This is a genomic window from Streptomyces sp. NBC_00654 (assembly GCF_026341775.1).
Classification (GTDB): Bacteria; Actinomycetota; Actinomycetes; order Streptomycetales; family Streptomycetaceae; genus Streptomyces.
Genome location: NZ_JAPEOB010000001.1, coordinates 587132 through 609433, shown reverse-complemented (window position 1 = coordinate 609433; position 22302 = coordinate 587132). Strand labels below are relative to the sequence as shown.

The 22302-nt window shown below is 68.4% G+C and carries 16 protein-coding genes; 5 read left to right on the top strand and 11 right to left on the bottom strand.

Going from position 1 to position 22302, the window contains the following annotated elements; genetic code table 11:
* The first annotated feature begins 21 nt into the window (after positions 1 to 21).
* On the top strand, positions 22 to 1416 hold the full coding sequence (locus OHA98_RS02720; RefSeq protein WP_266922491.1) for a hypothetical protein: 1395 nt from the start codon (positions 22 to 24) through the stop codon (positions 1414 to 1416).
* On the top strand, positions 1413 to 6449 hold the full coding sequence (locus OHA98_RS02715) for an FtsK/SpoIIIE domain-containing protein (RefSeq protein WP_266922490.1): 5037 nt from the start codon (positions 1413 to 1415) through the stop codon (positions 6447 to 6449). Before OHA98_RS02720 ends, OHA98_RS02715 begins: the two co-directional genes overlap by 4 nt.
* A 124-nt stretch (positions 6450 to 6573) precedes the next feature.
* On the opposite strand, the gene OHA98_RS02710 is transcribed toward OHA98_RS02715, so the two are convergent.
* The 8 genes from OHA98_RS02710 to OHA98_RS02675 form a co-directional block, all read right to left on the bottom strand.
* On the bottom strand, positions 6574 to 7077 hold the full coding sequence (locus OHA98_RS02710; RefSeq protein ID WP_266922489.1) for a very short patch repair endonuclease: 504 nt from the start codon (positions 7075 to 7077) through the stop codon (positions 6574 to 6576).
* Positions 7078 to 7279: 202 nt separating this feature from the next.
* The gene (locus tag OHA98_RS02705; RefSeq protein WP_073788316.1) at positions 7280 to 7468 is read right to left on the bottom strand and encodes a hypothetical protein; all 189 of its coding nucleotides are present in this window, start codon (positions 7466 to 7468) and stop codon (positions 7280 to 7282) included.
* Between the two features lie 638 nt (positions 7469 to 8106).
* Complete coding sequence (locus OHA98_RS02700; protein ID WP_266922488.1) at positions 8107 to 8646, bottom strand: Pycsar system effector family protein; 540 nt, start codon at positions 8644 to 8646, stop codon at positions 8107 to 8109.
* 122 nt (positions 8647 to 8768) lie between these two features.
* Positions 8769 to 10217: a DUF4407 domain-containing protein gene (locus OHA98_RS02695; protein WP_266922487.1), complete on the bottom strand. Its 1449-nt coding sequence runs from the start codon at positions 10215 to 10217 to the stop codon at positions 8769 to 8771.
* Complete coding sequence (locus tag OHA98_RS02690; protein ID WP_266922486.1) at positions 10210 to 11286, bottom strand: hypothetical protein; 1077 nt, start codon at positions 11284 to 11286, stop codon at positions 10210 to 10212. Before OHA98_RS02690 ends, OHA98_RS02695 begins: the two co-directional genes overlap by 8 nt.
* Entirely contained in the window at positions 11283 to 13565 is a 2283-nt protein-coding gene (locus OHA98_RS02685) for a hypothetical protein (RefSeq protein WP_266922485.1), read from the bottom strand. Before OHA98_RS02685 ends, OHA98_RS02690 begins: the two co-directional genes overlap by 4 nt.
* Positions 13558 to 14367 (bottom strand): hypothetical protein, encoded by an 810-nt coding sequence (locus tag OHA98_RS02680; protein WP_266922484.1) that lies wholly within the window; start codon positions 14365 to 14367, stop codon positions 13558 to 13560. Before OHA98_RS02680 ends, OHA98_RS02685 begins: the two co-directional genes overlap by 8 nt.
* Before the next feature lie 93 nt (positions 14368 to 14460).
* Positions 14461 to 15084, bottom strand: coding sequence for a Crp/Fnr family transcriptional regulator (locus OHA98_RS02675; RefSeq protein WP_266922483.1), 624 nt, complete (start codon positions 15082 to 15084; stop codon positions 14461 to 14463).
* Between the two features lie 734 nt (positions 15085 to 15818).
* Between OHA98_RS02675 and OHA98_RS02670 the strand changes: the two genes are divergently transcribed.
* Positions 15819 to 16625 carry an SGNH/GDSL hydrolase family protein gene (locus OHA98_RS02670; RefSeq protein ID WP_266922482.1) on the top strand — a complete coding sequence of 269 codons (807 nt, stop codon included), beginning with the start codon at positions 15819 to 15821 and terminating at the stop codon, positions 16623 to 16625.
* Between the two features lie 123 nt (positions 16626 to 16748).
* On the opposite strand, the gene OHA98_RS02665 is transcribed toward OHA98_RS02670, so the two are convergent.
* Complete coding sequence (locus OHA98_RS02665) at positions 16749 to 18191, bottom strand: MFS transporter (RefSeq protein ID WP_266922481.1); 1443 nt, start codon at positions 18189 to 18191, stop codon at positions 16749 to 16751.
* A 46-nt stretch (positions 18192 to 18237) separates the two neighbouring features.
* Between OHA98_RS02665 and OHA98_RS02660 the strand changes: the two genes are divergently transcribed.
* Positions 18238 to 18768 (top strand): helix-turn-helix domain-containing protein, encoded by a 531-nt coding sequence (locus OHA98_RS02660; protein ID WP_266922480.1) that lies wholly within the window; start codon positions 18238 to 18240, stop codon positions 18766 to 18768.
* A gap of 192 nt (positions 18769 to 18960) precedes the next feature.
* On the opposite strand, the gene OHA98_RS02655 is transcribed toward OHA98_RS02660, so the two are convergent.
* Both OHA98_RS02655 and OHA98_RS02650 read right to left on the bottom strand, forming a co-directional pair.
* Complete coding sequence (locus tag OHA98_RS02655) at positions 18961 to 19368, bottom strand: nuclear transport factor 2 family protein (protein WP_266927667.1); 408 nt, start codon at positions 19366 to 19368, stop codon at positions 18961 to 18963.
* Positions 19369 to 19466: 98 nt separating this feature from the next.
* A complete protein-coding gene (locus OHA98_RS02650) occupies positions 19467 to 20303 on the bottom strand; it encodes a bifunctional 2-polyprenyl-6-hydroxyphenol methylase/3-demethylubiquinol 3-O-methyltransferase UbiG (RefSeq protein ID WP_266922479.1) in 837 nt (278 codons plus the stop codon).
* A gap of 88 nt (positions 20304 to 20391) precedes the next feature.
* Between OHA98_RS02650 and OHA98_RS02645 the strand changes: the two genes are divergently transcribed.
* Positions 20392 to 22206, top strand: a complete 1815-nt coding sequence (locus OHA98_RS02645) for a prolyl oligopeptidase family serine peptidase (protein ID WP_266922478.1) — start codon at positions 20392 to 20394, stop codon at positions 22204 to 22206.
* Positions 22207 to 22302 lie beyond the last annotated feature (96 nt).

Genomic DNA, 22302 nt, shown 5'->3' with positions numbered 1-22302 from the left:
GTGGTCCTTCGCCTCTTTGGGGTGAATCTCGAACAGCAGGGCCGCGGTTTCTACATCCCGCTTGAGATGCTCGCGATCGCCCGCGGCGTCTACCTGGCGCATCAGGAGGACCCGGAGCAGTTCGCAGGGCTCCTGGACAACGGAGCCGGCACGGCTTACAAGAGAACCTCGCACGACCTGGCCCGGCGAATCGCGACCAAGGCCCCCATAGTCGAGGGCGATGAAGAACTAGGCAAGGCCGTCGAGCTGGACTCTCCCGAGACGATGGAAACGCTCCACGCCCTGTTCTCCTCCCTGTTGGTTGAGATCCCAGGGCGTCGCAGCCAGCCCAGTTGGTTCGGCGCGCACATCTATCCGTTCGTCGGTGAGCTCATCCATTACGACGCAGTCGAACGACGAGTCAAGCAAATCGATGCCAAGAAGAGCGCTAAGAAGCGCAAGCAGGCCACCAAAGTCGATGTCGGCATCAACGCTCCTATTATCGAGCGCTACCTCTTCCGCGATGGTGGGAGTTGGGCCTACAAAGCCCTTCGTGCCGACCTCGATCCTGACCGCAAGGAAGCGACCCGGCAGGGCCTGAGCGACCTCGTGCAGGACAGCGAAACCCCGCTGGGCAATCTCGCGAAGGCCCTCAGCGCGCACGACTTCGACTACGACGAAGCTCCCGTGGAGGGCTCAGACACAGGAATCGAGCTGTATGAGGAGCTCAGCCCGTGGCCTGATCTGCTGAGGGAGGGGACCTGCAACATCGTCAGTCGGATCGCTACGGTCCCGAGGGCCAAGCGCACGGAGAGCCTCATGCACTGGGTCCCCTACTGCTTGGCACGCCATCAGCTCCACCTCGCACGCACCAAGCTCGGTGCCACCAACCGTGAGTCGATCCTGTTGGACTTCGGCAACGAGGCAACCCCGCTGCGCAGGGAATCGCAGAAGAACCTCGCTGGCTTCCGCAACGACATCGTCAAAGCGATCAACGTCCAGGCCCAGGTGATGATCGGCGAAGCCGAAGGCGACGAGGGTAAAAAACGCCGCTACGAGAGATTCATGAAGGAAGGCGGCACCGCGGTCGCCTCACCCCGAGCGTTCTTCAGCGAGACCCTCGCCGCTGTCGGAGCCTTGAACGCGACGGCCGGACGACGACACTTCACCATGAAGCCACCGATGCTCGAGGCTCTGGTCTCTGCCACCGTCGCTCAGGAAGCGGAGATGGAGTTCGACAAGTTCTGCACGCTGCTGTACGAGAGGTATGGGCTTGTGATGGAGGACAAGGTCGCGGCAGCGAGCCCGTTGGCCTACGAGGTCGACCCATCGGTCCTTGACCACAACGGCAAGGCGTTCCGGGAGAAACTCGCCGCTATTGGTCTGCTCACTCAATATTCAGATGCAACCAGCATGGTTCGAGGGGAGCCCCGGTGACCGACAGCAGCATCCGAGCGCTCGGGCGGTTCGTCGCCGACGAAGCACTTCGCAAGGTCACTGAGGCCAACGGGGCCCGCGCCGTCCTACGGGTCAGCGGCTTCGACCGACCGACCGTGGCCGAGGCTCTCCGCCGCACTGCCCGGCAGCTGTTGGGCTCGCAGGACTGTCAGGTTGTCGTCAAGGTCGGCACCTCAGAGCCAATCGAAGGTGTCCCCGCTGACTACCTGTTGGGGCCGCAGGACCAGCTGACCAAGTGGCGAAATTCAGGACAGGGCAGGGCGGTGTTGCTCTTCGAGTGGGGGCAGTCTCCGGACGCACAGGGGCTGGCGGCCATGAACGCCCTGAACGATGCCACGATCCTGGGCAACTACCGTGACTCCTCCGGCGAGCGTGGGTTCGACAGATTCATGGCGGAAGCATGGCGGGAAGCGGGGGGTATCGGCACTGTTCCAGCCGCGATGGGCACCGTTCTGCCGGCGATCTGGGGTGCCGTCACGGATGAGGAGCCCCGGTCCTTGCACCGCTGGGCAGCCTTCCTGGTCGACACTGCGCAGAAGGTCGCAGCAACTCAGGTCCGCACCCCTGACGTGGTCTACCCGGAGATCTCTGCTGCCCTGCCGGCTCTTGATCTCTTCCCAGACCGAGGACTCTTCGTCAAGCCCGCCGCGCTGCCCACCCGGATCAAGAAGAACGTCTCGGTAAGTGCCTTCAAGCAGCCCACGGGCAAGGAGATCACCGAGGACGACCTGATAGACCGCATAAGCGCGACCGAGTTCAGTGCGGAATCCTTGGACCACGTCGGCACGGACTCCGAGACTGCCAAGGAGCTCATGCGCGGCCTCGTACTCAACCTCAATCGCAGTGGCTCCACTCCGCAGGATTCTCGTCAGTTGCGCCGAGAGCAGGACCTGACCCTCTGGCTGGAAGTCTTCGAGCAGAAGTCCAAGAAGATCGGCCTGGGCCAGCAGGTCCGGCAGGAGATCGAGAAGGCCGACGCAGATCGGGTCGACGAGTTCGACGCCATGGTGATCGAAGATGCACTCGACCTCGGAGATCAGGAAGCCGCACAGCGTTTCCTTGACGAGGCTCCTATCGGCGGGGCGGAGCCTCTGGCCGACCTGCTGTCCAAGCGGTCGCGCCGCAAAGTCGAGAAGCTTGCCTTTCCGGACTCTCAGTTCGTCCAGGACCCACTGCGTGCCCTGCTGCGCGAGCTGACCTACTTCTCCGATGAAGAGGAAGGCTCCGTCGTCGTCGGGCTGGAAGGCAACCAGGAAGTTGGGCGGTGGAGCCGTTGGCTCTTCGCTTTCCTGTACGCCAACACCCTGGATGACGTCCGGGAATCCACCGGTCTTCGCCTGACTCTGGACGTCAAGAAGTGCCTGTTGGACCTGACCAAGCCGCCCCTCCCGGAGGAGGACGAGCCGTTCGATCCGAACACGGAGTGGGCCCCGCTGCGCATCCTGGTCGAGATGGACGGCGCCCAGCGACGCTTTCGCTGGGACCCTCTTGGCATCCCGGGGCAGATCGCGCTGGCGGCTCTCATACACGGCTGGCAAACTCCCCCTGGCCAGACCGGTAAATTGACCTTTGACACCTTCCTCGAAAGGTTCAATGACCCCCGGCAGTGGCAGGCCGACGAACCCTTGCCTGTTTCCGAATCGCAGTTTGCCAGTCAGCTGGAGCGCCTCAGGCTGGAGCATTTCAGCCGCTTCTGCGACGGGCTTGACGCCGGGAAGATCAACGATTACGTACGTGAGTGGGAAGGCGTGCTCCGCGAAGCTCGCACCACCCTGGTTCCCGACAACGCTCCGAACGCAGACCTCGAGGCTGTCGTCCTGACCGATGTTGTCGGGCTTGCCGACCACCGCATGATGATGCTGGCCACTCACCCGCTGAAGCTGCGCTGGCTGGCAAAGAACTACGAGGAGGCTGCTGACAGCATCGAGACCGCCCTGAACAAGGAGGGAGGTCTGAGCCTAAACCAGGAAAACGAGGAGCTCTTCTTCGACGCCATTGACCGTATCTCCCCACACGGGACACCTGCTGTCCTCGTCGGTCCCGGCGGCACGATTGCCATTCCGATGCGGGAGTCGGCCGGGCACGAGGAGTACGCACCGGTCCGCTACGGCGGAAACGAGTCCAAGGACTGGCTCTCCAGCGTCGACGAGACCGCGATCGACGAGATGGTCCGCGTCATCACCGACTACCTGACGACCTACCCCCACAAGCTTGATGGGCTGCGCGTACTGCTTCTGGACCGCAACGGCGACCCTGTCCTACCGATGCGCGTGGCCAAGCAGATGCGGGCCAAGAACCCTCGTCTGAAAGTTGATCTGGTTGTACTGGCTCCGCAGGCCACCCACCACGAGATCATCCAGGGTTTCGACCTGCAGTTCTCCGGTACGGAGATGTCCGACGACAGCTTCCTGCCCGACGTCCAACTGATCCTTCAGGCATGGGAGCCCGACCAGGAAGCAGACCTGTCAGGGCTGGAGGACACCATCGACCTCGCTCTGGCGCCGGCACTGTTCGGCACGCAGACCAGTATGAAGGAGAGCACCAAGAAGGAGTCCCTGTCGGGCTACTTCAACCCCTGGAAGCACCCAGCCTCACACAACCTGGCTCAGACCAGCGAGAACGTCGTGAGAGCGCTGTTGCCTGAGACCGCCGACGAGACTCTTGAGTCCTGGTCGACCTTGTGCGTGCGCTACGACCGCCGTTCCCCGGTCTCCCGGGAGAGTGTCGACGGCATCGACTACTTCGAGATGCAGGTGCAGTTCGACCAGCACCAGAACCTGTTCGAGACCCTGCACCGTGTGGCCCACTGGGTCGTCACTCTCGACAGCTTCATCGGCCGTGAGCAAATCGATGCCCTGCGCAACCGCCCTGACGTCATCCTCGTCAAGCCCAGCGTCGGCAAGAACGAGTCCTACACCCTCATTGTCAGCTCGCAGACCGGTCGGCAGTTCGTCGTTCAGCGACTGTGCCGCCGCCTTGAGCAGATCGGTGTCGTCACCCCGCAGGACTCGGAAAGCACCGCTAAACGAATCTACGAGGTCGGCCGCAACGTGGCCCCTGGCGCCGTGCTGCGCTCCCTCGGCATTGGCACTACGGTCAACGAAGTCGTCGGCCTGGTAGCCACGCGGTTTGTCATCGACCAGCAGTTTCCCGTCTCTAGGCAGGGCACGAGCCTGGTCACGTGGATCAGCTTCGACGAGCACCACCGCTGGTTCGGCCGCGGACACAAGACCCGTGCCGACCTCGGCCGGTTTGTGCTGACGGTCCAGGACGACGGCACTGTTCGCCTGGATGTCCTGGTCGCCGAGTCCAAGTTCCGCCAGACCTTCGACGTCGGTTCGGCTGAGGAACAGCTCAACCGCACCACTGACCTGTGTAGGGACGCCTTCCGTTCGGACGGCGAAGCTCGCCACGACCGCCCCTTCTGGCTGGACGAGCTTGCTGCCGCGATCGCTCAGACCAGTGGAAAGACCACGCAGGCCGAAGACCTTCCAGCTCGTACCCTGATCGGTAATGACGACCACCGCCAGGTCGAGGCGAAGGTCCTTGATGCCCTACGCTCCGAGGATGTCCAGCTCGGCCACGTCACTGGCGTTGCCGTGGCTATCTCGGCAGAGGACGATCAGTCGGCACCCGCGGTCGGAAGCCTCGGCAGGCACACCCTGGTGAGGTTGAACAAACGGGAACTGCTGAACCTCATCGGCGCTCTACGCGCCAAGGAGGACCCCACCAACGCCGATCCCCTTGTTGTCTCTGGAGACCTCAGCGGGACCATGAAGGCCGCTGACACTACCGTCGAAACCTCCTCTGTGGGCCTTTCCGCCGAACCGCCCACTCTGGAAGAAACAACGGCATCTGCCGAGGCCGGCGGGGCGGCCGCTCTAACAGCTGCGCCAGGAGCGGTACTTGCGCGTCACCCTGCCGCAGAGGCAGGTCCTGCACCTCTGAAAGCTTCCCGCGGTGGGCTCTCCGAGGAGGAGCTGGCGCTTCGATACAACAAGATCGTTGACGTCTTTGCCCGCCACAAGGTCGCGGTCACCGCACCGGAGGTCGGCAAGTGGCAGGAGGGACCCGGCTTCTATATCTTCCGGTTCATCCCCAATCCTGGGGTCACCGTGGACAAGCTGACCAACCGACGCGACGAGATCTTCCTGGCCCTGGCGCTCCCCTCCGGGTTCAGCATTCGTGCCCGCAGCGACCGCGGCTCCGTGCTCTTCGAGATCCCCAAGATCGACGACGAGAAGTACGGGGTCGACGCCAAGGCGCTGTGGCTGCGGTGCCCGGCCAATCCCGAGAGCCTCATCGCCCCGCTGGGCGCCGACATCGAGGGCAACCCTGTCACCATTGACCTCTCCTCTGCAGACTCACCGCACTTGCTGGTGGCCGGCACTACCGGATCAGGAAAGTCCGTCGCGCTGGATACGATCCTCAAGGGCCTGGTCCGGTACGACAAGAGCACCCTGCGACTCCGCCTCGTTGATCCCAAGGGCACCGAGCTTGTCGACTTCGAGGATGACCCGCACCTTGACGGCGTGATCGGTATGGACGCTGCCGACGCCATCGAGATCCTTGAGGAAACCGTCGAAGAGATGGCCGTGCGCTACAAGGACATGAAGGCAATCCGCACACGCAAGCTCGTCGAGTACAACGCCAAGGTCGACAAGGCAGATCGAAAGCCCTGGATCGTCATCGTCCTTGATGAGTACGCCGATCTCACTAGCGATCCCGAAGAGAAGAAGCAGATCGAAGCGCTGCTCAAGCGCCTGACGCAGAAAGCCCGCGCTGCGGGCATCCACGTCATTACAGCCACGCAGCGACCGAGTGCGGACGTCATCTCTACGACCATCCGCTCCAACTTCCCTGCCCAACTCGCCCTGCGGGTCAAGACAGCGACCGACAGCCGCATCATTCTGGACGAGACGGGAGCCGAAGCTCTGGCCGGACAGGGCGACGCCTTTTTGCACACGGCTAAGAGCACCACGCGACTGCAGGTGGCCTACGACGGGAGCTGACCAGGTCCCGCCAGGTTTGATCAACTCCATCTCGTAGAGAGGCCAAAAAGGCCACCACTGGTACGAGCTCTTCTCGCTGAACTCGGCGGAGTTCAGCTGACCGCTGCCGCCAGCGACGTGACGGTCAGGAGGTCTTCTTCGCGTGCTTTGAGGCTTGGACCTCCTGCCGCCGGGCCGCCACTGCCTCGATGACAGTGGCGGCACACGCCTCTGGTTCGAGGTGTTCCCAGAAACGGAGCACCAGCCAGCCTGCCTCCGTGAGGCGGTTGTCTGTGTCCCGGTCGCGCTGGATGTTCCGGCCGATCTTTTCTTCCCAGTACAGCCGATTCGTCTTGGGCATCACGAAGTGCTCCGGGCAGCCGTGCCAGAAGCAGCCGTCGATAAAGACTGCGACCTTCGTAGGGCGGAAGACCATGTCGGCCGTGCGGCGCATCTTCGGGAGCGGCTTTGCCGCTACCCGGTAGCGCAGTCCAGCGGCGTGGACAAGCGAGCGGAGGAGCAGCTCGGGCTCGGTATCACGACTTCGGTTGCCAAGCATGCTCCGCCGGGTCGCGGCCGACGACGCCCACGACCCCTCCGGCAGTGTCCACTGCTCGGCCGGCGCTTCTGGTACTTCTTGCTCGCTCATACTCCCAGCAGCTCAGAGACAACTTCCTCCAGGGCGTCCCGCCCGGCGAGGACCTGTTCCTGTCCGTCCAACTCCATTCTCGGCGCTTCCCCGTGCCGAGGTCGGGCGGTCGCAAGTCTCGCACCCACGGACGCCACCTGGCTGCACACCGACCTCCCCGATCGCTGCAACGGGAATGGCCTCGCGGCGGTGGGCTCCCCACTCACAGAGTTCCGTCCTGCAGCAGGGCCTTGAAGGCGTCTACCTCTCGCTGCAGCACAATGCGCCCGTCGCCGTCGCTGAACGCCAGGATCCGGCCGCCTGCATCCAGGCCCGCCTCCGCGAGGAGCCCCAGCGGCAGGGACACGCGGCCGTCGTCATCGATCTGCAGTTCTGCTGGTTCGCGTATCACAATCGCAGTCTGCCAGGCTCCAGGTAGGGCTGGGCTGCCCTGACAGGTCCGGCGATCAGGGCAGCCCATGAGCATTACCCTCTTTGACACGTAGATCCGCAGAGGTGAGCAAGAATTGCGATGGTTAACGGACATAGCGCAGCCCCCCGGTCCAGGGCAGGTCGGGGCTGACAGGATTGTTCCATGCGCCGTATGTCGCGTGGTCGCCTGCTGCAGAATGCTGGGCCAGCTCCGCGTGGCTCAGCCGAATGTCGAACTGCTCGCCTCGTCGGCCTCCGTGGGTGGCGCGAAACGCGGACTCAGCAGCGGTTGCCTGAGGTCTCGCTGGGAGCCATCTGGGAGCCAACCCGCTCCCCAAGCCCCTTCGAGACCACCCGAGACCAAGACAGACCGACGCTCTGACCAGCGCAAACGCCATCCGCACTGGCTAGATCAGTAACCGGCCCTCATTCGGGACGAAGAGGTCGTGGGTTCAAATCCCGCCACCCCGACAGCTGAAACACCAGGTCAGGGGCCTGATCCGCGAAAGCGGGTCGGGCCCCTGAGTGGTTTCCGGGGCTCTTCTGGGACCGGCTCAGGTCCGGTGATCGGGCGGTCCGCCCTTCCTCGGCCGCCGCTGTGACGCTGAGCGCTTTCCCTCAGGTCGATGCTCCGATCACGATGCCCAGCAGCGCGGACGCGAAGAAGACCGTGCCCCAGAAAAGTGCATGGCGTATGCAGCGGTATTTGGTCCAGGCAATCTGGGACAGGATCGCCAGCTGGCTCAGGTCCCGGGACACGACATCGGTGCGGCGCACCGTCCGCTCCAGGTGAGCGGCCGACATCGCGAGCCTCGCGTCGCCGAAGTAGTGCGTGCGGGCGTAGTGGGGACTGCCGAGCCGCGGAGTGATGGCCAGGCCCAGCAGGACGAGTGCCGGTACGCAAGCGGCGCAGGCCAGCCAGAGGAAGAACTGCGGGACGACGGCGTACTGCCGCAGGGCGATGACGCCGCTGCCGATCGCGCCGAGCAGGGCGGTCAGGGCCCCGCCCAGGGACGCGAGTATGAGGCCGGCTTTGCTGTCGGCCTTCGTGAGTTCCTCACGGGCCTCGGACAGCAGGACCCTCGCGAGTTCCGCGCTGTGGTCGGCCGCGGCGTCGTTGTCCGGGTCCACGCCGCCGTCGCCCCCGGGTGTGGTCATGCTTCCCCCTCCGTTCCGGTCGGTGTCGGGCGGCCGCCCCGGCATGCGAGGCGGCCGTGGTGCTGTGTTTCTGGTTTCCGTGTTCCCGGCTGCTGTGTTCCTGGCCGGCGCGGGCGGAAGTGTCAGACCGCCGACGAGCGGCGGATCTCGTCCTCCAGCGCGTTCACCGCCTGCCGGACCCGGATGTTCATCGCTGCCGTGTGTTCCCGGAACGCCGCCTCCGACTCGGCACGGTGCCGCCGGACCTCCTGTTCGATGGCGTCCTGAGCGATCTCGATGTTCGCCATGGCCCGGCGCTCGGCGAGCCGGGCCTCCTCGTCGTGGATCTTGACGGCGCTGTTGCTCGCGCTGGTGAGCATGCGGTCGTACGCGGACTCGCCGCTCAGGTACTTCACCAGTACGGGGAGCACATCGAGGAGGACGAACAGCAGGCGGACCAGCCAGATGCCCACGAAGAGCACCGGGTTCCCGGCCGCGAGCCGGTCAAGCGCCCGCATCCGTTCCAGGACACCGATCCCCTTCTGCTTGGCGCGCTCCTCGCCCAGCCGCCGCTCGATACCGTCGGCCCGTGCCTTGAGGAAGGCGCCGCGCGACACGGTCTGTTCCGCCTCGATCTCCAGGGTCCGCCTGTTCATACGGGTCAGCCGCTTCTCGTTCTCGCTGGTGCGGTGGGTCGCCCGGTAGTCCTGCGCCTTGTCGCGCAGGCGCAGGCACTCGGACGTCCGCTGGTACAGGCCGGTGGCAGCTATACGGATCAGCTTGCGGCACTCGTTCCGTACGTCGGAGTCGATGCCCTCCAGCCTTGCGGTGTCACGGTCCACCCGCTTCTGCAGGGCGGCGGCGTCCGAACGCAGGGCGGCCAGTTCCTCGACCCGTTCGCCGGGCGTATCGCCGAACGAGAGGACGTACGACCTGCCGCATCCCTCCGGGGTGATGGTCCGCGTCGTGGACGGTACGGGGTTGCAGCGCACCAGGTTCGTACGCAACCGGTCGATCGCGTCCGTACGTTCATCGGCGACGTGCTGCTCGATGGCCGTCTGGAAGATGCGCAGTACCAGGGGCTCGGCGATCACCATGCCGAGCATCAGGGCGATGAGCAGGCGCGTGAGAAGGGGTCCGACCCGCCGCCGCGCGTTGGGCTGCGGAGTGACCAGCCAGCGGTCGAGGTTGAGCACGAACAGCATCCAGATGACCGTCGGGACGAGGACCACCGGAGAGAACCCTCCGAGCGCCTCGGTCGCGAAGTTCCACATGGAGAACGCCGCGATGACGGAAGTGCCGAGCACCACCCCGCCCAGGGCCGTGTACTTGCTCCGCTCGTACCGGACCCTGGCGAGCAGTTCCTCGTCCACGCCGGTCAGGGACCGCAGCCGTCGTGCGGTGTCGAAGCCGCGGGGACGACGGGCGGTCCGGGCAGGGGCCCCCTCCCCGGTGGTGCGTGCGGCGGGCACATCCTCGGCGGTGCGGGCGGCGGCCCGGCGGCCGGTGGTACGCGCGGCGGCATCGTGGTCGGCGCCCTGTCGATCCGCCGTGTCGGGAGCCGTCACAAGGTTCGTCAGGAAGTCAGTCAACGAGATCGTCCTCGTCCTTGACGAAACCGCCCTGCGGGTCGCGCGAGCCGTTCCGGCCCGCCTCCGTGCGGCCGGGGCGCACCGGTCCCGACTCGACCATGCGGCCGGCACCGGCGGCGATTCCGACGCCGGGCGCACCCTGACCGCCGCCCGTCTCCCGCAGGACCTGTTCGAGGACCTGGTGGTAGTCGATGTACTCGCTGCCGCCCATCTGCCGCAGCAGCGTCAGCAGCATGTCGCGGCGCATCTGCGCCTCCGCAGTCTCCCGCGCCTGCGCGTGGGTCCGGTCCGACGTCTCGGCCTCGTGGCTGCGGGCCGACTTCTCCTGGGTGATCCGGTGGATGCGGGCCGCCGCCTCGGTGATGTCGATCTCCTTCCGGGCGATACCGAAGGCGTCCACATGATCGGAGCCCTGGGAGAGCAGTTCCGCGATCCGGAGTGCGTCCTGGGTCTCGAAGTCGCGCTGCCCCCGCTGGAGTTCCCAGAGGCGACGCTCGTCGCGCAGCTTCTGCTCCCAGTCCCGGAGATCCTGCGAGGCGTGGACCTCGGCGCTGACGAACTCCACGCTCATCCCCGCGACCCGCGGCGGCACGATCGCGCTGTAGGCGGTCATACGGTGACTGACCTCGGTCCGTACCGCGTTGACCTCCTCCACGCGGTGTCCGGCGCTCACCCTCGGCAGGTCCCCGTCGGCCACCAGGTAGGCGCGCAACGGAACGGTGACGTCGATGATGCCCTGCCGGGCGATGACGGTCGGATCGGTCACCTGACAGGTGAAGGACGTCCGCACCGTGAAGTTGTCCGCCTCGCTCAGCGACGGGAGCGTGCGCTCCACCTCGACCAGGCGCGCCCGGGTGTCGACCAGGCTGACGGAGGAGGCATCGATCACGTCGGGGTGGGACGGGTCGAACACCATGCCCTCGGGGTACGGGCGGTAGTTCCCGCCGACCCTGAAGACGTAGACCGCGCCGGGCGACAGCTGCGGCACGTCGTCGCGACGGCGACGCCGGGACCACCAGGTGCCCTGGACCGTGGCCAGGATGTGCTCGGCGATGACGGGGTAGTTCACGTGCTTCGGCCTCCTTGAGCGGAAGGGAAGGGAGTGGTGGGTATGAGCGACGCGGTGGTGCGCCGGGAATTCCCCGGTGGTCGGCCGCGCAGGGATCCGAGGAGCACCTGCGCCAGTTCGCGGGCGCCGGGGATCGCGTAGTCGGGATGCCTCAGGGCGATGGACAGGTGGTGGCACAGCGCGGCCCACTGGGGCGCGCTCATGGCGTTCCGGATGGCCTCGCCGAGTGCGCGTACGGCGCCGGTGACGGACGGGTCGTCGCGCAGCTGCACGAGCGTGCGGCACAGCGCGCCGACCGCCCGGCTCCGATGGCCGCTGTGCAGGACGTCCGCCCACAGGGACCCGAGGTGACGGGCGCTGTCCGGGGCTGTGCGCAGGAGGGCCGAAGTGATGGGTTCGGGGGCCTCCGGCCGTTCGGCCCGCAGAAGCTGGATGGCTGTCCGCAGCGCGATCGACCGCTCCTTGGACCCCGGCGCGGCCTGGGCGATCATTGTCCGTACGTACCGGAGGATGAGCAGCGCGCGTTCCGGGTCCTGTTCGGCGGACTGCAGCAGCAGGACCAGCGAACGGTGGGCCGAGAACGCGATCCGCTCCCCGCGGTGCATCAGCAACCAGAGCTGGTTGAGCGCGTCCAGGCGGTAGAGGGAGCCCAGGCGGCCCGTCAGCGCCATCGCCGACGTCACGGCGCGGCGGGGCCCGCTGTTCTCCGCCCAGCCCAGGGCGATGTACAGGGCCTGCGGAGCGAGATGCTCGGTGTCGCACATGAACTGCAGCGTCAGCGCGGCGGTCACTCGCTGACTGATGAGCCCTTCGGACCACACCTTCAGCATGTTCTCGTCGACCTCGGCGAGCGCGTGCCGGGCCAGGAGCGCGACGCCGCGGGCCACCTCCGTACGGGTGCCCAGATCACCCACCAGGGCCATCTCGGCCAGCCACTGGCGCATCGGGTACCAGAGCTCGTAGCCGTACAACTCGTGCAGCTCCGCGATGACGAACTCGCGGACGCGCGGTTCGGTGAAGACCAGATACCGCTCGCCGCGCCCGGCGTTCCGGCTCGGCCCGGACCGGTGCTCGGTGGTCACGAGCCCCACCGCGCGTTCCTTCCACCGGGCCCGGGACTGCTGGGCCACCGCACCGCGCAACGCCGTCCTGCCCTCGCTGTCCGGCTCCGCGGCCGGCGTCTCGCCACTCTGTTCCCAGTCGCGCACAAAGGCGGCGAACACCGCACACTGCTTCTCGAACGTCCGCTCCGGGATGCCCTCCAGAAAGGCCAGGGCCGCCAGCGGGATCAGGTCGTCCGCGCACGGCTGCTTGTGGAACAACTCCCTTACCAGCTCTCGGCACCGGTCCCGAAGGGTGTCCAGCGCCTTCTCCGCGCCCTCCCGGGACAGGACCTCGGCCGCCGCGACTATGTCCGCGGGTCGGCGCTGTTCCCCCACCCGCTCCCGCAACTCCCGCTCGATGTCCGGCGCGAGGGTGCTGCGCGGGAGCCGGTCCCTGCAGTGCTCGAACAGCTCCAAGGGGTCCGGAGCCCGCCACGGCACGCAGTGGTCCCGCAGTGCCAGCCGCCGACGGGTCGTGCCACCCGCCGTCATCACCAGGTACGACCCCTTGCGGCCCAGCTCCTCGCTCAGCCGCCTGATCGAGTACGCCTGCACGGCCTCGACGTTCAGCTCGCCGACGTAGTCGAGGATGACGTACCCCTGGCCCGGCTTGAGGTCCCGTGACGCGGCCAGCTCGGCGAGGGCGTTGGCGGGCGACAGGCTGCGCAGCCTGGCCTCCTCGCCCAGGATCTCCCTGAGCAGGGCGAGGGAACCCGCGCCCCGGCCACAGCTGTCCTCCCCGGTCAGCACGACGAAGGCGTCCTTGCGCAGTTTCCCGAGCGCCTCGTCGAAGCAGGGCCGCGGCGGAACGTAGAACCGCAGGGCGCGGTTCATCTCCTCGGGCTCGATCGTCCCGGGGGCGAGACCGGGGGAGGATACGGCGCCGAAACCGAACGCCGCTCCGGAGGCGTCGACGGCGCCGTAGAAGTTGTTGTTGACGAGTTGGTGGACGCGGCGCAGATCGTCGTAGCCCCGTTCGTCCTCCTCCCCTTCGTCCGGCTCCTTGCGCCGCTCGGGAACCGGAGCCGGATCCGGTCCGGCATCCGGGCCGAGGATGTCCTCCCCCAGTTCCGGCTCACCGGCGATGTCGTCCGACGCGGGCGGCGCGATGTCCTCGTCGGCAGCGGATACGGGCGGTACGGCCGGCCCGTCGTGCGGGTCCGGTTCGTCAGCCACCGGAGCTCCCGAAGCCGAAGACGGCACCCCGGGCGTCGACGGAGCCGGCGACATGGGTGACGTTGATGTTGTCCGCCCGGTATGCGTGGCTGATGCCCGTTCCCCCGGAACTGCCCGCGGCGGCCGGCTCCGGCCGGACCGCCGCGGGCTCCCCCGACGCAGGGTCCACGGATTTCCCCGTTTCCGTGGTCCCGGGCCGGCGTGAGGAGGCGGCGGACGCGCCGAGCGCGGGGACCCGCAGCCAGGCCGTGGCCTCGTACTCCTTCACCCGGACGGCGACGCGGGTGAAGTCCTCCGGGAGCAGGGTGGTATGACGGCCCGCCACCACGGACCGGAAGACCTCGTCCGACAGCAGCAGCACCAGGTCGGCCTCGGGGTGCGCGGCCAGGGCGTCGTAGAGCGGATCCGCGTTCAGCAGACGCGCCGTGGCCACCACGGCCGTACCGGCGAAGCCGTTGTCGGCCAGTTCCACCAGCCCCTGATGGATGACGGCCCGCAGCCGCAGCTGTGCCTCGGGAACCCTCTGGGCGTTGAACGCGCGCAGTTCGGCGGCAAGATGGCGGACGTAGTCGTCGACCAGGCGCGGTTCCTGGCCGTCGACGGGCCGCACCGCCAGCTGCTCGTCGCCCTTGTGCTGAATCTGCCACTGCGCGCGGTCCAGGCCCGCCCTCCTGGCGGCGCGGTCGAGAAGCCGCGGCAGATCGTGCTGGATTTCGGACTGCCTACGGTCGTTGTTGCTTCCGTAGCCCTGCGCGTCCACGGCAATGCAGGTGCAGGGATAGAAGTCAGGCCACGCAGCCACCCGATCATTTCCTCTCTGGGCAGGTGATGGGCAGACGCTGCCCATGAAGTGCTGCCCGAAAGGCTAGGAGTGCGTACGCAAAGTGATCCCGTATCAGTACGGGTTTTCAGCCACGACTTTGGCAAATTCAAGCAGCTTCGGAACATCACAGATGGTTATGTTTCGGTAACTGCGTTCCACCAGCCCCTGAGCCGTCAGCACGGCCAGGTTCTTTTCCGCGGTGTTGAGCTTGAGGCCTGCCAGGGAGGCGAGTTCCTTCTGTGTCAGCGTCACGCCGAGGTCGCAGCGCTTGCCGTCACTGTCCGGTTCGGGCCGGGCGTAGGCCTGGCTCAACTCGGCCAGGACCCTGGCCAGCCGGGTCAGCGAGTCGTACGCCTGGAAGTCGATCCGGCGCCGGTTGGCCCAGCGCAGCCGGGCGCACTGCATATGGAGGACGGCCCGCAGGGCGTCCGGGTGGCGGGAGAGGAAGCTCTCCAGCGCCCGCACCTGGATGATCCGCGCGTTCACGTCGCTGCACGCGATCACCGTGCCGGACCTGGGGCGCTCCTCGAAGGCCGCCATCTCACCGACCAGGTCACCCGCTATGCGGACGGCGAGCAGCATGTCGTAACCGCTCTCCGCGCTGGCGACGACCTTCACGACGCCCCTCGTGAGCAACAGGACGTGCCGGCTGTCGTCGCCCTGCCGGAGCAAGGCGCGGGACGGCGGATAATTCATCGGGGTTCCCTGGCTCAGGAGTTCTTCCCGCGTCGAGTCCCGCAACCGGCCGAGAAATGTGGACGGCGGCCATGCGTGATTCACCAGTACCCCCGACCGTCTCGCTCCGCGGCGCAACGCACCGCTCAAGCCTGGTCATGCTGCCGTCGAACCGAGTCCCGGCAAACAGGCCGGAGCGGATGTGGCCTGTTTTCTTTCCCCTCAGCCAGAATTGACCGAACACACATTCCAGACAGTAAACAACTGACCTACTCACGAACCCCGATGCCCCACCGCACGGATAACCCGGCGGACACCGACCGAGGTCCCACCGGGGCCGGCCCCGGAAGCCGGTCTCGAAGCCGGAGCCGGCCCGTCCGAGCCGGTCTCGAAGCCGGTCTCGAAGCCGGCCCCGGAGCCGGCCCCCTCGGCAGCGAACGGGCGTCGCTGCGTGCGCGTGCCCGATGGCGCCGTGCCCGATGGCGCCGTGCCCCCATGCCGCCCGTCGGCCGCCGGAGGTTGGGTGTCGGTGTCATCGGCCGCGCCGTGTTCCGCTGAAAGTTCGCCCGAAATTGCCGGTTCTCACACCGACTTGAGGGTTTATCTACGCGCGGAGCATCGCCTCCCGAACGATCATTCGGGCATATCAGACGACTTCTGGCCAGGCCATTACCGGCGGGTACCAAGAGCTGCTAGAAACTGGGGCGCTCCACCAATCCCCCCACCCACCCCCACACTTCGAAGGGCTGGCAGCCATGTCAGTACGAAGAATTTGGGCATCCGTCTCCACCCTGGCTGTCGCGGCCGTCGCCGCCCTCGGTGTCGCCGGGCCCGCCGCTGCCGCCGACTCGGCCGCCGCGGGCGGCTATGTGGCGCTCGGCGACTCCTACTCCTCCGGCGTCGGCGCGGGGAGCTATATCTCCGACAGCGGCGACTGCCGGCGCAGCACCAAGGCCTACCCGTACCTCTGGGCAGCCGCGAACTCCCCCGCCTCGTTCGACTTCGTCGCCTGCTCGGGGGCGACGACCAGTTCCGTCGCCAGCAGCCAGCTGGGCGTGCTGAGTTCGTCGACATCGCTGGTCAGCGTCACCGCGGGCGGCAATGACGTCGGGTTCGCCGATGTCATGCAGGACTGCGTCCTGTCCAGCGAGGCCACCTGTGTCAGCAGTGTGAACTCGGCGGTCTCGCAGATCCAGACCTCCCTGCCGTCGCGCCTCGACTCGCTCTACGGCAGCATCCGGGCCAAGGCTCCGCAGGCCCATGTGGTCGTGCTGGGCTACCCGCGGTTCTACAAGCTCTCGGGCAGCTGCATCGCCGGGCTCACCGAGACCGAGCGCGGTGCGATCAACAACGCGTCGGACGTGCTGAACGGCGTCCTGGCCAAGCGGGCGGCCGACGCCGGGTTCACCTTCTCCGGCGTGGCGGACGAGTTCTCCGGGCACGAGCTCTGCTCCGGTGACGCCTGGCTCCACAGCGTCTCGCTCCCGATCTACAACTCGTACCACCCCAAGGCCGCCGGACAGTCGGGCGGCTACCTGCCCGCCTTCCGGTCTGCCGCATAGGGACGTACGGCACGCACAGCTCCACCCCCCACAGGTACGGCGGTCCACCGGGTTCGGCCCGGTGGACCGCCGCTGCCGTTCCGGCCGCCCTTCCGTCGCCGCGTCCGCTCAGGCGGCGTCGGCTCAGGCGGCGTCCGGTGCCGCGGTCGGGCGGGGCAGCGCCAGGGCCGCCCCGGCGGCCAGTACGGCGATGGCCGCGGCAGCCCACCAGCCGTCCCGGAACACCTCCAGTGCCGCGTCGGGTGCGGCGGGCGCCCCGAGCAGCGTGACCATCAGCGCGACCCCCAGCACCGAACCCGTCTGGCGGGCCATGGTCGTGACGGCCGATCCGGTCGCGAAGCGGGTGGGCGGCAGGGCGGCGGCCGCCGCGCCGACCAGGGTGGTCAGCGCGAGGCCCACCCCGATGCCGGTGATGAGCATGCCGGGCAGGAACCCGGTCGCGTAACCCGGCTCCGTACCGAGCCGCAGGGCCCACCAGGCCATGCCGACGCCGAACAGGAAGCAGCCGAGCGCGGCGGTGCGGCCGGCGCCGAAGCGGCGGACGACCGGGCCGGAGGCGACCGCCAGCAGCGGCACGACGAGCGGGCCCGGGGCGATGGCCAGTCCGGTACGGATCGCCGAGTACCCCCACACCTGCTGGCACCAGAGCACCGAGGTGAGCAGCATCGCCGCGAACGCCACCGTGAAGAGCAGGGACGCCAGGGTGGCCGCCGCGAACGCCGGCGTACGCAGCATGGGCAGTTCGACGATCGGTGCCGGATGCCGGGCCGAGCGCAGGACGAAGCCCGCGGCGAGCACGGCCGCCGCGAGGAGCGAGCCGAGGGTCACCGGCGAACTCCAGCCCCAGTCCTCCGCCTTGACCAGCCCGAGCGCCAGGGACCCGATCGCGAGCGTGAGCAGCGCGGCACCCGCCAGGTCCGGCAGGCGGCCCTCGCGGTCCGGGCGCGCGTCGGGCAGCAGGCGGGCACCGGCCACCACACCGACCACCCCTACCGGGACGTTGACCAGGAACACCCAGCGCCAGTCGGCCTCCACCAGCACGCCCCCGACGACCGGGCCGAGCCCGGCCGCCACCCCGCCGATCGCGGCCCAGCTCCGGATGGCCTGCGGGCGGCGTTGCGGCGGCGTGTTGACGAGGAGCAGCGCGAGCGAGGTCGGCATCAGGGCGGCGGCCCCCGCCGCCTGGAGGACCCGGGCGGCGACCAGCCAGCCGACATCGGGGGCGAGGGCGCAGAGCGCGGAGGCGACGGTGAAGACCGCCAGGCCCAGCAGGAAGCCCCGCCGGTGGCCGTAGCGGTCGGCGAGCCGTCCGGCGACGACCAGCAGCGCGGCGAAGACGATCGCGTACGCGTTGAGCACCCAGGACAGCGAGGCGAGCGAGCTGCCGCCGAAGGAGTCGCCGAGCGCGGGCACGGCGACGTTGACGATGAACAGATCGAGGTTCACGACGAAGACACCCGCCGCGATGATCCACACGGCGGCGCGCGACCGCACCGGATCCGGGGAGGGGACGGCAGGCGGGGCGAGTTCGGGCGGCACGAGTGAGTTTGATTTTCCAACTGTCATGACGGCAAGCTAGCGCCAGTGAGTTTGAGATGGCAACCTAGTAGGGATGAACGCTTCGACGAACCCAGAACCCCTCGCCGTCACGCTGCCCGGACGGCCCTGTTCCGCTGCCGCCGCACTCCATGTGGTGGGCGAGAAATGGGCGCTGCTCGCGGTGCGCGAGATCTTCTTCGGCAACCACCGGTTCGAGGCGATCGCCCGGAACACCGGTGCGCCCCGGGACCGGATCGCCGCCCGCCTTCGCGCACTGGAGCAGGCCGGAGTGGTCGAGCGCCGGCCGTACAACGAGCGGCCGCCGCGCTACGAGTACCACCTGACCGCATCGGGCCGGGACCTCGCGCCGGTGATCCGGGCGCTGCTGGACTGGGGGGACCGGTGGGTGAACGAGGAGCCGCCGGTCGTAGTGGTGCACGAGCCCGCGGGCGAGCGGGGGGCGGCGAGCCCGCACACCCACCCGCACGATCTCGATGCCGTCTGGATCTGCCGTACCTGCGGCGAGGAGGTCGCGACGACCGCCCTCACCGTGGACGTCCGCGCCCCCGGCTGGGACCGCGCCGGACCGGTCCCCGCCGAGTAGGCCCCGTGCTCCGGGGCCGTGCTCCGGGGCCGTGCTCCGGGGCCGTGCTCCGGCTGCTGTTCCAGGGCCCGCTCCGGCTCGGAGGCCGGTGCTCAGTGCCCATGGCTCAGGTGCCTGTCGGTCAGCCCTCCGTGCGCTGCGTTCTGTGCCCTGCTCTGCGCTATGTGCTGTGCTCCGCGCTATGTGCTGTGCTCAGTAGCGCTCGATCAGATGCTCCCGGCCCGCCGGGGGCTCGTACGACTCGGGCCAGAAGTCCGTCATCTCCGTGATCCGCCCCTGCGCGTCGAACGTGAAGAAGTGAATCGCCCGCAGTTCCTCGCCGTCCGCGGTGACATGCGTCCGCGCGGCGGCCTGCCGGCCCTCGCCGTCGGCCACGATCCGCTCGATCCGGATGCGCCGGCCCCCCGGACACTCCTGGTTGAACCGGACGTACCGTTCCTTGCCCCGGATGCGCTCACGGCTCTGCGGCAGGTCGTACACCACCTCGTCGGCAAGGGTCGCCGCCAAGGCGTCCCAGTCGCGGGCGTCCGCCGCGGTCCAGTACGTCCGCACCACCGCACGCAGTTCGGCGCCGGTGGCACCACGGCCCGTCCCCACCATCCCGGCTGCCCCGCCCGCCCTGCCTGTCATGTCAGTCGTGTCCGTCATGGACCGAGTGTGGCCCCCACCACTGACAATCGGCCGAGAACTGCCATCGTTCAGCCGCTGACCTGGCGCGATGCCTTGATCGAATACATCAGCGGAATCCGTGGCCAGTCCGCGGGGAAGCGGTAGTGACCGTCCGGGTGGCGCTCCAGCGAGCCGAAGCGGGCGACCAGCGAGACGTCGTGCTCGTGCAGGAACTCGATCCGCAGCCCGGCCGCCGCCAGCGCCGAGACCACCGTGCCCACCGGATGCTGCCACTCGACGCTGCGGTTGTGGACGGTCGGGGCATCGAGGTCCGCGTACGTTCCGGGCGTCTCGTCCACCCACGCCTCGCGGCTGAAGTAGTCGTACATGACCGTCGACCCCGTCGAGTCGTCCAGCGTGTCGGCCAGCGGATGGAATTCGGAGACGTAGAGGAAGCCGCCGGGGGCGACGAGCGAGGCCGCGGTCTCCGCCCAGCGCCCGATGTCGGGCAGCCAGTTCAGCGCGCCCACGCCGGTATAGACGATGTCGTACGAGGAGTCGGGGACGGCTTCCTTCGCGTCGTACACGTCAGCGGCGACGAACGCCGCCCGGTCCGGGGCGAGGCCCAGCGACCGGGCGAGAGAACGGGCGGCCTCCACGGCGGGCTCGGAGAAGTCGAGACCGACGACATGCGCGGCGCCGTGCCGGGCCCAGGACAGGGTGTCGAGCCCGATGTGGCACTGGAGGTGCAGCAGGGACTTGCCGGTGACATCGCCGACCTCGGCGAGCTCGAACTCGCGAAGGGCGTCCTTGCCCGCCCGGAACGCGTCCAGGCCGTAGTAGTCGCTCGCCTCGTGGATCGCCACGCGCTCGTCCCAGCGCGCGCGGTTGGTGTCATGCCAGTCGTCCGGGGTCGGTGAGTACATGAGCGGAAAGTTACCCACAGGCTGGGGGTGGTGCGAGTGGTTATCCACAGGCTGCCCGCTCGTGCGTCCGATCGGGTTGGATGGTGGCATGAGCGATACACAGAACGCCTCGTCCGCACCGGAGTGGGAGCAGCGGTTCCGCGCGCCCCGGGTTTCCCTTCCCGACTGGGCCGAGGACGCCCCTGAGCGCTCACTGTTCGTCTCCAACGCCACCGGCACGTACGAGCTGTACGCCTGGGACCGGACGAGTGGGGAGCAGCGGCGGGCGACCGACCGGCCGAACGGGACGACCGACGGGGTGCTGACCCCCGACGGCGAGGCCATCTGGTGGTTCAACGACACCGACGGCGACGAGTTCGGTGTGTGGATGCGGCAGCCCTTCACCGGCGACGAGGACGAACCGGCGGCTCCCGGTCTGGAGCCCTCCTATCCGGCCGGCCTCGCCATCGGGCGGGACGGGACCGCCGTGATCGGCCGCTCCACCGACGAGGACGGCACGACCGTCCATCTCGTACGCCCGCGGGAGGAGCCCACCGAGATCTACCGGCACCGGGAGTCCGCCGGGGTCGGGGACCTCTCCCACGACGGCACGCTGATCGCCCTGGAGCACACGGAGCACGGTGACGCGATGCACTCCGCGCTGCGCGTCGTGCGCCCGGACGGTTCCGTGGTCGCCGAGCTGGACGACACCGAGGGCGGCACCAAGGAGCTGGGCCTCGCGGTGCTGGGCTTCGCACCGGTGGCCGGTGACTCCCGGCTGCTCGTCGGCCATCAGCGCAGGGGCCGCTGGGAGCCGATGATCTGGGACCCGGTCGCGGGCACCGAGACCGCCCTCCCCATCGAGTTGCCGGGCGACGTGGGCGCCGAGTGGTATCCGGACGGTTCCGCGTTGCTGGTCGAGCACAGCTTCGAGGCGCGCAGCGAGCTGTGGCGGTACGAGCCGGGCGCCGACGGGCCGGTCAGGGTCGAGACCCCCGCGGGTACGGTCTCGGGCGCGACCGCCCGCCCGGACGGCACCGTGGAGTATCTCTGGTCGTCGGCCGCGCAGCCGCCGGCCGTCCGTTCCACCTCCGGTTCCGTGGTCCTCGATCCGCCCGGTGCCAAGGCCCCCGCCTCGGTGCCGGTCGAGGACGCGTGGGTGGACGGCCCCGGCGGCCGTATCCACGCCCTCGTGCAGCGGCCCGCGACCGGTGACGGCCCGTTCCCCACCGTCTTCGAGATCCACGGCGGCCCGACCTGGCACGACAGCGATGCCTTCGCCTCCGGCCCGGCCGCCTGGGTGGACCACGGCTTCGCGGTCGTACGGGTCAACTACCGCGGTTCGACCGGCTACGGCCGCGCCTGGACGGACGCGCTCAAGCACCGGGTCGGTCTGATCGAGCTGGAGGACATCGCGGCCGTACGGGACTGGTCGGTGAAGTCCGGGCTCGCGGACCCGCAGCGGCTGATCCTGGCCGGTGGCTCGTGGGGCGGCTATCTGACGCTGCTCGGCCTCGGCACACAGCCCGAGTCATGGGCCCTCGGACTGGCCGCCGTGCCCGTCGCCGACTACGTCACGGCCTACCACGACGAGATGGAGGCCCTGAAGGCGATGGACCGCACGCTGCTGGGCGGCACGCCCGAGGAGGTCCCGGAGCGCTTCGAGGCCTCGTCCCCCCTGACGTACGTCGACTCGGTACGCGCCCCCGTCTACATCTCGGCGGGCGTCAACGATCCGCGCTGCCCCATCCGTCAGGTGGAGAACTATGTGGACCGCCTCAAGGCGCGTGGCGCGGTGCACGAGGTGTACCGGTACGACGCCGGGCACGGCTCGCTCGTCGTGGAGGAGCGGATCAAGCAGGTCCGGCTGGAGCTCGACTTCGCGCTGAAACACCTGGCGGATCCCCCGGCGGCAACGGCCTGAGGCCTGGGGGCCGAGGCCCGCGGCGGGCCGGGGGCGACCCGGGCCAAAGCGGACAGCGGGGGCCGGGGCGGGACTCGCGGTGGTCCGGGGCCGAGG